This window comes from Zoogloea sp., assembly GCF_044344315.1.
In the GTDB taxonomy this organism is placed as follows: domain Bacteria; phylum Pseudomonadota; class Gammaproteobacteria; order Burkholderiales; family Rhodocyclaceae; genus Zoogloea.
The window spans coordinates 1-12,769 of the sequence record NZ_JBIJDC010000126.1; the positions used below are offsets into that span (position 1 = coordinate 1).

The 12,769-nt window shown below is 65.6% G+C and carries 12 protein-coding genes and 1 pseudogene; 3 read left to right on the forward strand and 10 right to left on the reverse strand.

The features are described 5' to 3' along the window. The 6 genes and pseudogenes from ACIQ09_RS19455 to ACIQ09_RS19480 form a co-directional block, all read right to left on the reverse strand. A pseudogene (locus ACIQ09_RS19455) lies at nucleotides 1–227 on the reverse strand (acetaldehyde dehydrogenase (acetylating)); the annotation flags it as partial. Between the two features lie 30 nt (nucleotides 228–257). Further along, nucleotides 258–1,052 (reverse strand): SDR family NAD(P)-dependent oxidoreductase, encoded by a 795-nt coding sequence (locus ACIQ09_RS19460; protein ID WP_398313626.1) that lies wholly within the window; start codon nucleotides 1,050–1,052, stop codon nucleotides 258–260. 7 nt (nucleotides 1,053–1,059) lie between these two features. Continuing rightward, nucleotides 1,060–1,842, reverse strand: coding sequence for a 2-oxopent-4-enoate hydratase (dmpE, locus tag ACIQ09_RS19465; RefSeq protein WP_398313628.1), 783 nt, complete (start codon nucleotides 1,840–1,842; stop codon nucleotides 1,060–1,062). Between the two features lie 9 nt (nucleotides 1,843–1,851). Beyond that, nucleotides 1,852–2,712, reverse strand: coding sequence for an alpha/beta fold hydrolase (locus ACIQ09_RS19470; protein ID WP_398313630.1), 861 nt, complete (start codon nucleotides 2,710–2,712; stop codon nucleotides 1,852–1,854). After that, nucleotides 2,712–4,172, reverse strand: a complete 1,461-nt coding sequence (locus tag ACIQ09_RS19475; RefSeq protein ID WP_398313632.1) for a 2-hydroxymuconic semialdehyde dehydrogenase — start codon at nucleotides 4,170–4,172, stop codon at nucleotides 2,712–2,714. Before ACIQ09_RS19475 ends, ACIQ09_RS19470 begins: the two co-directional genes overlap by 1 nt. 37 nt (nucleotides 4,173–4,209) lie before the next feature. Beyond that, nucleotides 4,210–4,662 carry a heme-binding protein gene (locus ACIQ09_RS19480; RefSeq protein ID WP_398313634.1) on the reverse strand — a complete coding sequence of 151 codons (453 nt, stop codon included), beginning with the start codon at nucleotides 4,660–4,662 and terminating at the stop codon, nucleotides 4,210–4,212. A 172-nt stretch (nucleotides 4,663–4,834) separates the two neighbouring features. On the opposite strand from ACIQ09_RS19480, the gene ACIQ09_RS19485 reads away from it, so the two are divergent. The 3 genes from ACIQ09_RS19485 (at nucleotide 4,835) to ACIQ09_RS19495 (ending at nucleotide 9,877) form a co-directional block, all read left to right on the forward strand. Next, a complete protein-coding gene (locus ACIQ09_RS19485; RefSeq protein ID WP_398313636.1) occupies nucleotides 4,835–5,545 on the forward strand; it encodes a GntR family transcriptional regulator in 711 nt (236 codons plus the stop codon). Nucleotides 5,546–5,696: 151 nt separating this feature from the next. Then, nucleotides 5,697–6,872, forward strand: coding sequence for an FIST N-terminal domain-containing protein (locus ACIQ09_RS19490; RefSeq protein WP_398313638.1), 1,176 nt, complete (start codon nucleotides 5,697–5,699; stop codon nucleotides 6,870–6,872). After that, nucleotides 6,869–9,877: an EAL domain-containing protein gene (locus ACIQ09_RS19495; protein WP_398313640.1), complete on the forward strand. Its 3,009-nt coding sequence runs from the start codon at nucleotides 6,869–6,871 to the stop codon at nucleotides 9,875–9,877. The genes ACIQ09_RS19490 and ACIQ09_RS19495 overlap by 4 nt, the downstream gene beginning before the upstream one ends. Nucleotides 9,878–9,912: 35 nt before the next feature. On the opposite strand, the gene ACIQ09_RS19500 is transcribed toward ACIQ09_RS19495, so the two are convergent. The 4 genes from ACIQ09_RS19500 to ACIQ09_RS19515 all read right to left on the reverse strand — a co-directional run. Next, complete coding sequence (locus ACIQ09_RS19500) at nucleotides 9,913–10,842, reverse strand: catechol 2,3-dioxygenase (protein ID WP_347248910.1); 930 nt, start codon at nucleotides 10,840–10,842, stop codon at nucleotides 9,913–9,915. 166 nt (nucleotides 10,843–11,008) lie between these two features. Beyond that, nucleotides 11,009–12,064, reverse strand: coding sequence for an NADH:ubiquinone reductase (Na(+)-transporting) subunit F (locus tag ACIQ09_RS19505; protein ID WP_398313643.1), 1,056 nt, complete (start codon nucleotides 12,062–12,064; stop codon nucleotides 11,009–11,011). A gap of 2 nt (nucleotides 12,065–12,066) precedes the next feature. After that, on the reverse strand, nucleotides 12,067–12,426 hold the full coding sequence (locus ACIQ09_RS19510) for a phenol hydroxylase subunit P4 (protein WP_398313645.1): 360 nt from the start codon (nucleotides 12,424–12,426) through the stop codon (nucleotides 12,067–12,069). Nucleotides 12,427–12,486: 60 nt separating this feature from the next. Next, a partial coding sequence (locus tag ACIQ09_RS19515; RefSeq protein WP_398313647.1) for a YHS domain-containing protein occupies nucleotides 12,487–12,769 on the reverse strand: 283 nt, incomplete at its 5' end.

Genomic DNA, 12,769 nt, shown 5'->3' on the forward strand with positions numbered 1-12,769 from the left:
TCGAAGGCGATCTGCACGCCGTCGGCGAGCACGTGGGGCAGGAGGCCATCCACGCCCTCGGCGGTGGTCTTGATGCCCATCTCGCGGGCACGCTTGAGGCCGTCGGAGTCGGGGTCGATACCCACCATCCACACCGGCTCCAGCACCGGGCTACGCTGCAGCTTGGCCAGCAGGTCGGTGCCGATGTTGCCCGGGCCGATCAGGGCGCATTTTATTTTCTTGGTCATCGCTGTTGTTCCTTTTCGGGTCGCGAAGGGTTAAATCAGGCTGCGCACCACACCGCCTTCGACCTTCAGGGCCGCGCCGTGGGTGGCAGACGCAAGGGGGCTGCAGACGTAGGCGACCAGGCTGGCCACCTCGGCAGGTTCGATGAAGCGCTTGATCAGCGAGGTCGGGCGGGCATGGGCGAAGAAATCCTGCTCGGCCTGCTCCAGGGACACGCCCTGCTCTTCCGCCAGGCGCCCGAAGAAAGTGCCAACCCCTTCGGTGCGGGTCGGGCCGGGGAGCACCGAATTGACGGTCACGCCGGAGCCGACGCAGGTCTCGGCCATGCCCCGGGCCACCGACAACTGGGCCGACTTGCTCATGCCGTAATGCACCATCTCGGCCGGCGGGCAGATGCCCGATTCGCTGGAGATGAAGACGATGCGCCCCCAGTCCCGGGCCTTCATGGCCGGCAGGTAGTGGCGGGACAGGCGCACGCCGCTCATCACATTGGTCTCGAAGAAGTTGAACCACTCGATGTCCTGGATCTCTTCGAAGGGCCGCGGATCGAAGATGCCCAGGTTATTGACCAGGATGTCCACGTCGGCGCAGGTGGCGGTGAGGGCCTCGCAGCCGGCCGCGGAGGAGAGGTCGGCGGCCACGCCATCGACGCGGGCGCCGGGCACGGCTTCGACCAGGCGCACCACGGCAGCGGAAACGCCGGAGCGGCTGCGGCCATTGAGGGTGACGTGGGCGCCTTCGGCTGCGAGGGCGCAGGCGATGGCAAAGCCGATGCCGGCGGTGGAGCCGGTGACGAGGGCGCGTTTGCCGGTGAGCTGGAGATCCATGGCGACCTCAGCTGAAACGGACGGAACAGCCGCCGATGCCGCCGATGCTCACGCGCAGGCTGTCGCCCGCGGTCACCGGTATCAGCGCCGCCAGGGAACCGGACAGCACGATGTCGCCAGCCTTGAGCCCGATGCCAAGGCGGCCAAGGGTGTTGGCCAACCAGGCCATGGCGTTGCAGGGGTGGCCGAGGGCGGCAGCGCCCGAGCCCGTACCGACGATCTCGCCGTTCTTCTCCAGCACCATGCCGCAGGTGGCCAGATCCACCTTGCGCGGATCGACAATGCGGTCGCCCAGCACCAGCACGCCGCAGGAGGCGTTGTCGGCGACGGTGTCCTGGATCTTGATCTTCCAGTCCTTGATGCGGCTGTCCACGATCTCGAAACAGGCCATCACCCCTTCGGTGGCAGCCAGGATGTCGGCGGCGGTGAGGCCGGGGCCCATCAGGTCCTTCTTCATCAGGAAGGCGATCTCGCCTTCGGCCTTGGGCTGGATCAGGGTGCTGGCGGGAATGGCCTCACCTTCGTTGTACACCATGCCGTCCAGCAGCCAGCCGAAGTCGGGCTGATGGACGTTGAGCATGTTCATCACCACCTTGGAGGTCACGCCGATCTTCTTGCCGACGACGCGCTCGCCGGCGGCCAGCCGGCGGGCAATCATCTGCTGCTGGATCTGGTAGGCATCCTCGATGGTGATTTCCGGGAAGCGTTCGCTCAGGGGCGTAACGGTTTCGCGCTTGACGAGGGCTTCATAAAGCTCGTCGCCGAGTTGGGTGATCAGGGCCTTGTCCATGGCGGTCTCTCAGGAAAGCGGTTGGGGTTCGTCGGCGGCGGCTTCGGCAAGGAAGTCGCCCACCAGGCGGGCAAAGCGGCTGGCGTGTTCGATCTGCGTCCAGTGGCCGCATTGCCCGAAAACGTGGAGCTGGGAACGGGGGATCCAGCTGGACAGGGTCAGGGAGGTCTGCAGGGGGATGACTTTGTCGTCGCGGCCGTGGATCACCAGCGTGTGGTTGGGCAGCGCCCGGATATCGGCCTCGCGGCTGACCATGGCATCCACCCAGCGCTGCCGCGGCGCCGGGAACATGGCCCCGAAGGACTCCTGGAAACCCGGACGGATGCTGGCTTCGTAACGCAGGCGGGCGAGCTCGTCATTGACCAGGCTGCGGTCGAAGGCAAACAGGTCGAGCAGGCCGCGCATGGCCTCGAGAGACGGTTGGTAGCCCCACACGGCGTCCAGCGCCGGGGTGATCTCGAAGGGCACGCCAACGCTGCCCATCAGCACCAGGCGGCGCACCCGCTCGGGGTGACGGATGGCCAGGGCCAGGGCGATGGCGCCACCGAAGGAGTTGCCCACCAGGTCGGTCCGCTCGATGCCCAGGGCGTCGAGCACACCGATGGCGTGGGCCACCCACCCGTCCATGGTGTAGACCTCGCCAGGCTGGCGCTCGGTGTAGCCAAAGCCGGCCATGTCCGGGGCGATCACCCGGCGCGCGTCGGCCAGGGTCGGCATCACCAGACGCCAGTTGGCCCAGGCGGTGACCCCCGGCCCGGAGCCATGGATCAGCAGCACCGGCGCGCCGCTGCCCAGGTCATGGACATTGGTGTGCCGGCCGGCCGCCAGCACGCTGCGGCCGATTTCCGGGGTGGTGGCGCTGGTGCTCATCACAGCTTGACGCAGATGTTCTTGAGTTCGGTGTAGAACTCGAGGGAATGCACGCCGCCCTCGCGACCGATGCCCGACTGCTTGGCGCCGCCGAAGGGGGTGCGCAGATCGCGCAGGAACCAGGAGTTGACCCACACCAGCCCCACCTCCAGGCGGCCGGCGACACGGTGGGCGCGGGTCACGTCCTTGGTCCACACCGATGCGGCGAGGCCGTAATTGGTGTTGTTGGCCCGACGCACCACCTCCTCTTCGCTGTCGAAGGGCATCACCAGGGTGCAGGGGCCGAAGATCTCCTCCCGCGCGATGGCCGCCTCGTCACCAAGGCCGGTCCAGATGGTGGGCTGAACCCAGGCACCGTCCTTGAGCTCGGCGGGCATGTCGGGCACGCCGCCGCCGGTCACCACGGTGGCGCCCTCCTCCACCGCCTTGCGGTAGTAGCCCAGCACCTTCTCCTGATGCTCCCTGGAGATCAGCGGGCCGAGGCCGGTGTCAGCCTTGTCGGGGTGGCCGATGACCAGTGCTTCTGCGCCCTTCTTCAGCCGAGCCACGAAGGCCTCGAACAGCGGGCGCTCCACGTACACCCGCTCGGTGCCCAGGCAGACCTGGCCGCAGTTGGCGAAGCAGGAACGCAGGGTGCCTTCGATGGCCGCATCCAGGTCGGCATCGGCAAAGACGATGGCCGGGTTCTTGCCGCCCATCTCCAGGGACACCGGACGGGCGCCGTCGGCGGCGGCCTTCATGATGGCGGCGCCGGTGCGGGTTTCGCCGGTGAAGGTGATGGCATTCACGCCGGGGTGACGGGTCAGGAACTCGCCGGCGGAATCCGGCCCGAAGCCGTGCACCACGTTGTACACACCCTTGGGGATACCCACGGCATTCATCACCTCACCCAGCAGGGTGGCCGTCTGGGGGGTCTCCTCGGAGGGCTTGACCACCACCACGTTGCCACAGGCCAGGGCCGGACCAACCTTCCAGGTCATCAGCAGCAGCGGCAGGTTCCACGGACACACCACGCCCACCACGCCCACCGGGCGACGCACGGCGTAGTTGATGGCGCCGCGCCCGTCGGGCGTAGCCATCTCGAAGAACTCACTGGGGACGTTCTTCACCACGTCGGCAAAGATCTTGAAGTTGGCCGCGCCCCGGGGAATGTCCAGGTGGCTGGCCAGGCTGCGCGGCTTGCCGGTGTCAGCCACCTCGGCGGCGAGGAAATCCTCGAAGCGCCGGTTGATCTCATTGGCCACGCCGTAGAGCAGCTCCACCCGGTCGGCCACGGTGATGCGCCCCCACTCTCCATCCAGGGCGGCACGACCGGCCGCCACCGCAGCCTCCACTTCGGGCCGGCCGGCTTCGCTGACCTGGGCGATGACCTGGTTGTCGAGGGGCGAACGCTTGTCGAACAGGCGCCCGCTGGCAGCCTCGATGAACTCGCCGTTGATGAAGTTCTTGATCCGTTTCATCTCTTGTTCTTCCTTCCGGTGTGAAGAGCTGCCTGATTCATTCCGCGCCGATGGCATCCAGCGCCGCCCGCGCACATTCCTCGTCCTGGGCTTCCGAGGCACCGGACACGCCAATGCCGCCGATCAGCACACCCCCCGCCCGGATCGGCAGACCACCGCCGAACACGACCAGCCGGGGACGCGCCGAGAAGCCGAGCTTCATGCCCTCGTCGTGGCCAATCAGCTGCATCCAGTCCTTGGTGGAAAAACCGAAACCAGCAGCGGTGTAGGCCTTGTCGATGGCGATGTCGATGGATTGAAGGAAGGCGCCGGGCATGCGCAGGAAGCCGGCCAGATTGCCGCCGCTGTCGGCCACCGCCACATTGATGCGCACACCGATCCGCTCGGCGTGGGCAATGGCAGCTTCGAGCGCGACGCTGACGGCCGCGGCCGAGATGACCTGCTGGGTCACCGCCACGGGCGTCACGGGAGAAATCGTCTTGTCGCTCATGTCTCGCATCCACTTATATATTTTGTGGATACAACGATATTTATTTCTTATCTCGACGTCAATACTTTTTCTCGAGATTTTTGCCTATGATCGGAATAAGCCCGTTGGGCTAGAATTCGCTTCATTCATCTGCGCCCCCGGGGCCATGAACAAGAACAGCGGAAACCACACCATGAATGACCTGGCCAATGCCTCCGATCTCGTCACCGACAGCGACGAACCCAAGACCCTTGCCGAGGCGGCCTATCGCCAGCTACGCCGGGACATCATCGAAGGCGTGCATCGCCCCGGCGACAAGCTGCGCGTGGAGCACCTGAAGGATCAGTACGAGGTGGGCGCCGGCACCTTGCGCGAGGCCTTGCAGTTGCTGGTCACCGACGCCCTGGTGGTAGCCCAGGGCCAGCGCGGCTTCCGGGTCGCCCCGATTTCCCTGGACGACTTTGCCGATATCACCCGCACCCGGGTGCTGCTCGAGACCTCAGCCCTGCAGCAGTCCATCGCGCTCGGTGACGACGCCTGGGAGGCCAGCGTGGTCGCCGCCTTCCACCTGCTGTCCCGGGCCGAGGAGAAGCTCGCCGATGGCGCCAAGACCAGCCGGGAGGAATGGGAGCTGCGTAACCGGGCTTTCCACGAGGTGCTCATCGGGGCCTGCCCGTCGCGCTGGATCCGCCACTTCCAGAACATCCTGTATCACCAGTCCGAGCGCTACCGCCGCCTGTCCCTGTTCCGCCAGCCCATTCCCCGGGACGTGCACGCCGAGCACCAGGCCATCGTCGATGCCGCCCTGGCCCGCGACAGCGCCGAAGCCACCCGCATCCTTTCCGAACACATCCTGCGCACCCTGGAAGCCGTCCGTCAGCTGCCCGCCGACTTCATCAGCTGAGTAGGCCTGCGCCCCCTTCCCGACATCCTCGTCCGATATCAGACTAAAGTTATAGAATCGCGCCTCCGTTAGGAACGGAGGTGTGAGCAGCGACGCTTGCGCCAGGTAGCCGGCCTGCGCACGACGATGCTCCGGAGGAGACAAAACAATAATGAGCGCCAACACACTCCCCGGCGACGACGGGGCGTCGAGCATCCGCATCGGCTCAAGTCACAGCCACGATCCGGCGGAGGCCTCCCTAGAGCTGGCCGCCAGGCTGATCCCTGCAGAGGGAGGTCTGTCCGTCGTCTTCGCATCGAGCCGCTATGCGCCGGATGCCCTGGCCACCAGCCTGTGTTCGGCCTTTGGCGACACGGCCCTGATCGGCTGTACCACTGCAGGGGAGATCGGCCCGGGGGGATACCAGGAGGGCAGCCTCAGCGGTGCCCACTTCGGCCCCGAAGAAATCGACTTCGAGATCGGCCTGCTGGAGGATCTGGCACACACCGACGCCCGCAGCATGACGCTTTTCGCCCAGGAGTTGCGCAGCCGGCTGCAGGCCCGTCAGGGCGGCCTGGACAACGCACGCTGCTTCGCCTTCATGCTGGTGGACGGGCTCTCCTCGCGGGAAGAGTCCGTAGCCCGGGCCTTTCACGACGGGCTGGGTGGCATCCCCCTCACCGGCGGCTCCGCCGGTGACGAGTTGAGCTTCACCGACACCCGCGTGATCTTCCGAGGGCGCTTGGTACGTAACGCCGCGGTGCTGCTGGTGGCCACCTCGGAGCGCCCCTTCACGCTCTTCAAGACCCAGCATTTCAGCCCCACCGACACGCGCCTTGTGGTCACCGGCGCCATCCCCGAAAGACGCATCGTCACCGAAATCAACGGCTGCCCGGCTGCGCCAGAGTACGCCCGCGCGCTGGGCATGGACCCGGCTGCCCTGACCCCGCATGTCTTTGCAGCCCATCCGGTAGTGGTGCGCATCGGCAATGCAGACTTCGTGCGCTCGATCCAGCGCGTCAATGGGGATGGCAGCCTGAGTTTCTTCTGCGCCATCGACCGGGGCATTGTGTTCCGCATGGCCCATGGCGAGGACATCCTGTCCAATCTGGACACGGCACTGAAAGAGGCTGCCGGAAAAATCGGCGAGGTGGAACTCATCCTGGGATGCGACTGCATCCTGCGCCTGCTTGAGTGCCGCGCCCGAAACATCGTCGACGCCGTCAGCGCGCGCCTGGCGGCCAGCCGCGTCATCGGTTTCAATACCTTCGGAGAACAGTACCGAGGCATGCATATCAATCAAACCTTCACCGGCATTGCCTTTGGCAAACGGCCAGCGCTGCCATGAGCGTGCTGGGTGACATCCGCTGCGCCAGCCATGACAGCGATGGCCTGCTTGAGGAGCTCCTGCGCCGGGACAAGATCATTGATGCCTTGGTTTACCAGGTTGAGCGCAGCCTCAACGACCAGGGCCGCGACTACGGCCTGCTGCAGACCACCGTAGTGCTGGAGGAGCAGATCCGTCAGCGCACCGAGGAACTGACCGCAGCACTGGAAGCCCTCGGCGAAGTCTCAGCGCGGGCCACCGCCGCACGCCTTCAACTGGAAACGGCGGTGGACAACATCTCCGACGGCTTTGCGCTGTTCGGCCCCGACGATCAGGTGCTGCTGTGCAACGAGGCCTTCCGCCAGCTCGACCGCCTGGCCGGCAACACCGGCAACCGCCCCTTGGGCGACATGCTGGCCGAGACCGCCGGTCGCGATTCCGCTGCCGGCCGAACACTGCTGCCCACCCTCCGGGCCGGACGCGGGCAGGACGGACGCTGCGAGATGCAGCTGCCCTCGGGCCAGGCGCTGCAGATACGCGAACACCGCATGGCCGATGGCTGCCTGGTGGGCATCTACTCGGACGTCACCGACCTCAAAGCCGAAGAGGCCCGCCTGCGCCAGCGCGAACTGGCCCATAAGTCTCGCCTGCTGCAATCCACCCTCGACACCATCGACCATGGCATCGCCGTATTCGATGCCGAACACCGGCTGGTCGCCTGGAACCTGCGCTACTTCGAACTGCTGGCCCTCCCCCTCGACCTTGCCCAGGCCGGCAGCCCCCTGGATGCCCTGCGCGGCGCCAGCCCCACCATGATCCGCCTGTGCCCGTCCAAGCTCGGCGCCCTGTCTCGCATCAGCCGCTTCGAACAGACTCAAGCCGCCGGAACCGTGCTTGAGCTTGCACGCTTTCCGATGCCGGACGGCGGCTTCGTGATCAGCGCCAGCGACATCACCTCCCTCAAGGCTGGCGAGGAGCGCATCCGCCACCTGCTGGGCCAGCAACGGGCAATCTTCGACAACGCCCACGTGGGCATCATCCTGGCGGACGACCGCAAGATGCTCGACGTGAACACCCGCATGGCCGAGATCTTCGGCTACGCCTCACCGGCAGAAATGATCGACCAGCTCACCGAGATCCTCTACCCCAGCCGACAGGACTACCTGAGCGTGGGCGGCCGGATCTACGGCGAGCTGGCCCGCAGCGGTTACAGCGAAGGCGACACGCGCATGGTGCGCAAGGATGGCAGCCCCGTATGGATACGCCTGTCGGGCCGCCCACTGGACATCAGCGCCCCCCTTGCAGGCTCCATCTGGGTGTTCACCGACATCACCCCCCAGCGTGAGCAGCAGGCCCAGCTCGAACTCGCCCAGCTGGTCTTCAACCACAGCAACGAAGCCCTGATGGTCACCGATGCAGAGAACCGCATCCAGAGCATCAACACGGCCTTCACGACCATCACCGGCTACACCGCCGCCGAGGCCGTCGGCCAGACCCCCGGCATGCTCAAGTCCGGCCAGCACGATGCCGACTTCTACCGGGCCATGTGGGAAACCCTCGACCGGGAAGACCGCTGGGAAGGCGAGATCATCGACCGCCACAAGAGCGGCCGCCTCTACCCCAAGTGGCTGACCATCCGCGTCGTGCGCAATCCGGACCAGCAGGTGGCCCACTACGTAGCCGCCTTCAGCGACATCAGCGTGCGCAAGGCCGCCGAGGAGAAGATCCAGTACCTGGCCCACCACGACGCCCTCACCGGCCTGCCCAACCGGGTCCTGCTGCGCGACCGCTTCGAACAGATGTACCAGCGGGTCAGCCGCGGGCACCGCGCCCTGGCCATGTACTTCCTCGACCTGGACCACTTCAAGCGCATCAACGACACCCTCGGCCATGGCATCGGCGACGAACTGCTGATCGCCGTGACCCGCCGTCTCACCCACTGCCTGCGCCGTAGCGACACCATCAGCCGCCTCGGCGGAGACGAGTTCATCATCCTGGTGGAGGGCGACGAATCAGTGCGCTTTTTTGCTGCCGTCGCCGAAAAGATCTGCCGTGCCCTGGAGGCGCCCTTCGATCTGGGCGGCCAGGCCCTCACCTCCACCGGCACCCTGGGTATTGCCGTAGCCCCTGTGGACGGCACCGATTTCGACACCCTGATGAAGAAGGCCGACATGGCCATGTACCACGCCAAGGGCCTGGGGCGCGGCAGCTTCAGCTTCTTCGACGTGCGCATGAACAAGGACTCGGCCGATCGCCTGGCCCTCACCACGCGCCTGCGCCACGCCCTGTCGGCTGGCGAGCTGCGCCTGGTGTATCAGCCCCAGTTCGCCCTCGACGACGGCCGCATGACCGGCGTTGAAGCGCTGATGCGCTGGCGTTCAAGCCACGCCGGCGAGATCAGCCCGGGGCAGTTCATTCCTCTGGCTGAAGAAACCGGCCTGATCGTGCCCATGGGCGAATGGGCCCTGCACGAATCCTGCCGAATGGCGCGGACCTTGAGCGACGCCGGCCGCCCGCTGCGCATTGCCGTCAATGTGTCGGCCGTGCAGCTCCACAAGGACGATTTCGGCACCACCCTGGCAGCCGTACTGCGCGACACCGGCGCCACGCCCTCGAGCATCGAGCTGGAGCTGACCGAGTCCACCCTGATGACCGACGCCGCACGCTTCATCGACCTGATCGCCAGCGTGCGGGCCCTGGGCATCTCGGTGGCCATCGACGATTTTGGTACGGGCTATTCCAGCCTGGCCTACCTGAAGCGCTTCCAGGTCAGCAAGCTCAAGGTGGATCGCTCCTTCGTCCAGGACATCACTGACGACGAGGAAGACCGGGCGATTGCTGACGCCATCGTGAGGATGGGCCAGTCGCTGAAACTCCGGGTCATCGCCGAAGGGGTGGAAACCCGGGCCCAGCTGGACTACCTCACCGGCATCGGCTGCCACGAAGCCCAGGGCTTCCTGCTCAGCCGGCCGATCGAGGTGGCGGCCCTGCACCACAGGATGACGGGCCGGGCAGCACCGCACTGAGCGCGCGGAGCGACCGGCCCACCAAGCTGGCCGGGTCAGGACACCACGGTCAGGAAGCGCTCATTGAGCTTGCGGTCGTGGTAGAAGACGCCGGTCCCGACCTCTTCCCAGGTCCAGGTGATGGGCGCGTAGTCCGGGTAAGGCTGGTAGCCGCCGCAGAAGGTCTCGAAGCGGTTGCCCGACGGGTCGAAGGCGTAGATGGTGGTACCGCGGGTCACCCCGTGGCGGGTCGGGCCGATGTCAATGGACACCTTGTTCATGGACATGATGTCCGCGGCACGCAGCACCTTCTCCCAGGTGTCCAGCAGGAAGGACACGTGGTGCAGCTTGCCCGGCTCCGGGTGACGCACCAGGGCGATGTCGTGGGCCTTGTGGGAGCACGACAGCCAGATCGCCAGATCAGTCTTGCCATCTTCCATCAGCACCCGCTCCACCAGGTAGAAACCCAGCACGTCCTCGAAGAGCTTCTGCACTTTCTCGATGTCCGGGCCGTACAGCAGGGCATGATCCAGGCGCACCGGGGCGATGCCGCGCTCGGCGTCGGGGGTCCAGGGATCGGGGTTGACGTAGGCCATGCCGTTGCCCACGTCGGTTTTTTCGGCGTAGAGCTCGATGGCGTGGCCGGAGGGGATCATGAAACGCACGCGCTCGCCGGTTTCGAGCAGCTCACCCGCCGGGATGCGCTCGGTGCTCACACCGTAGGCCTTCAGGTCGGCGTCGAGCTTTTCCAGGGTGGCCTTGTCGGCAACCTTGAAGGCAAAGAAATCCATGCCGGCCGAGTCGGCCTCACGCAGGATCAGGCTGTTGTGGTCGCGCTCGTCCCAGGCCTTGAAATACACCCGGCCCTGGGCATCACGGCCGGTCTCGATGAGACCCAGCACGTTCTTGTAGTGATTGACACCTTCTTCCAGGTCCAGCACGCGCAGCTGCATGTGGCCGGGACGCATTACACCGGTAACTGCCATGTTCTTGTCTCCTCTTTGTCTTTGAATGTTCGCCTCGCCCGGGTGCAGGCCGCGGCGGCGAGTGCTGCTGCCTATCTTAATCAGCCTTCTCGATAAGTCAAACTTTTCTCGAGATTTTATTTGTCTATGGGAGAGGCTGCACCTGTGGGGTCGAATTCAATCGCCCCTATACCCGCTTGAACAGCGGGCTCCGCACCTGCTGGGCGTCGGCGGCCGAGAAGAACTTCTCGGTGAAGATGTCGTTCTCGAACAGCCGGCCCTGCATCAGGGTCGAGATGCACGCGTCGATCATCAGCGGCGGCCCGCACAGATAGGCCTTGTGGCCACGGAAATCGTTGTCGAAATGGGCCTTGGCCGCGTCGTGCACGTAGCCGCGAAAGCCCTGCCAGTCCGAATCCGCCGCCTCGTCCGACAGGGCCGGCACGTAGTGGAAGTTGGGATGGCGCTCGGCCAGGGCCAGGAACTCGTCGTGGTAATAGAGCTCGGCCCGGCTGCGCTGCCCGTACACCAGGGTGATGGGAAGCTCGCAGCCTTCACCCAGCAGATCAAGGATCATGCTGCGCGGGCTGGACAGACCAGAGCCCCCCGCCATGAAGATCAGCGGGACGTGGGCCGACTTGCGCACGAAGAAACGCCCATAGGGGCCGGAGAAATTCAGCCGGTCTCCAACGGAGAGCTCCTCGTGGAGGTAGCCCGTCCCGGCGCCGCCGGGCACCACGCGCACGTTGAGCTCCACCTCCCTGCCCTGCCCCGGCGCATTGGCCAGGGAGAAGGCGCGGCTGATGCCCAGACCGGGAATCTCCAGGTTGATGTACTGCCCCGCCTGGAAATGGATGGCTTCATCCAGCTGGATGAAGATGCCCTTGATCGTCGGGGTGAGCTTTTCGATACGGCTCACGGTCCCCGGAAAGTCTTTCACCGGGATGGACTCGGCGTCCGGCTCCTCGTCGATCTCCGCCTCGATGGTCACGTCCGACTCCAGGCGCGCGCAGCAGGCCAGGGTCTTGCCCTCGGTGCGCTCGAAGTCCATCAGCGCAAAGCTGGAAGCCTCACCGTGATCGACCTCTCCATCCACCACCTGCACCTTGCAGGTGGCGCACAGGCCATGGCAGCAGGCATGGGGCAGCCAGATGCCGGCGCGCAGGGACGCGTCGAGGATGGTCTGGCCGTCCTCCACCTCGATGGTCTGGCCCAGGGGCTCGATGGTCAGTTCGTAGGACATGCTCAGCTCGCCGTGCCCTGGATGCCATTGAGGCCCGGTGTCTGGAAGCGCAGCACGTCCTTGTGCTTGAGGCCCAGCTCGGCCAGGGTCTTGTTGAAATCCGCCTGCCAGGGCTGACCGGACTTGAGCCATACCACCTTCCTCCAGTCGATCTGCGCGAAGTCCGGGTGGTAGCCGAAGACGCCCGGCAGCACCTTGTCGATGATGTCGCCGAAACGCATGGCCGGCGGCATGGGCAGGCAGAACGGCGCACAGAACATCAGGTGCTTGTCCCACCCGATGTACAGCAGCTGGTTGCCGTGAAAGTTCTCGAGCCGGTCGGCGGGCTCGAAGGTGTATTCCTTGATGGCAGCAACGCCCATGTTTGTCTCCTCGTTCTTATGTGCAGGGGAAGCCGGCCGGGCCGGCTTCCCGGGGATGCATCAGGTGTTCTTGGTGGCCATGCCGCGCCAGGCGTCGAAGTTCTTCTGGTCTTCCGAACCCTCGAAGTCCAGGTTGTCGCGGCCGAAATTGAGGTGGTAGTAGTCGAGCACCGCAGCCAGCGGGTCGAAGCCCTCGGCGGTGGGGTCGACACCCTCGTTGAAGCAGTTGCCCTGGTAGATCTGGTGCACCGGCAGCCAGGCCTGGATGTACTTCTCGGGCTCGTGCTCGAAGATCTCTTTGCAGCCATCCGAGCAGAAGTGGTACTTGTTGTCCTTGTAGTCC

Excerpts from the sequence above, each read along its gene's own strand:
- dmpE (WP_398313628.1), bottom strand. The coding sequence starts at position 1,842 with ATGGACAAGGCCCTGATCACCCAACTCGGCGACGAGCTTTATGAAGCC.
- ACIQ09_RS19490 (WP_398313638.1), top strand. The coding sequence starts at position 5,697 with ATGAGCGCCAACACACTCCCCGGCGACGACGGGGCGTCGAGCATCCGC.
- ACIQ09_RS19505 (WP_398313643.1), bottom strand. The coding sequence starts at position 12,064 with ATGTCCTACGAACTGACCATCGAGCCCCTGGGCCAGACCATCGAGGTG.
- ACIQ09_RS19460 (WP_398313626.1), bottom strand. The coding sequence starts at position 1,052 with ATGGATCTCCAGCTCACCGGCAAACGCGCCCTCGTCACCGGCTCCACC.
- ACIQ09_RS19475 (WP_398313632.1), bottom strand. The coding sequence starts at position 4,172 with ATGAAACGGATCAAGAACTTCATCAACGGCGAGTTCATCGAGGCTGCC.
- ACIQ09_RS19485 (WP_398313636.1), top strand. The coding sequence starts at position 4,835 with ATGAATGACCTGGCCAATGCCTCCGATCTCGTCACCGACAGCGACGAA.
- ACIQ09_RS19495 (WP_398313640.1), top strand. The coding sequence starts at position 6,869 with ATGAGCGTGCTGGGTGACATCCGCTGCGCCAGCCATGACAGCGATGGC.
- ACIQ09_RS19510 (WP_398313645.1), bottom strand. The coding sequence starts at position 12,426 with ATGGGCGTTGCTGCCATCAAGGAATACACCTTCGAGCCCGCCGACCGG.
- ACIQ09_RS19480 (WP_398313634.1), bottom strand. The coding sequence starts at position 4,662 with ATGAGCGACAAGACGATTTCTCCCGTGACGCCCGTGGCGGTGACCCAG.
- ACIQ09_RS19500 (WP_347248910.1), bottom strand. The coding sequence starts at position 10,842 with ATGGCAGTTACCGGTGTAATGCGTCCCGGCCACATGCAGCTGCGCGTG.
- ACIQ09_RS19470 (WP_398313630.1), bottom strand. The coding sequence starts at position 2,712 with ATGAGCACCAGCGCCACCACCCCGGAAATCGGCCGCAGCGTGCTGGCG.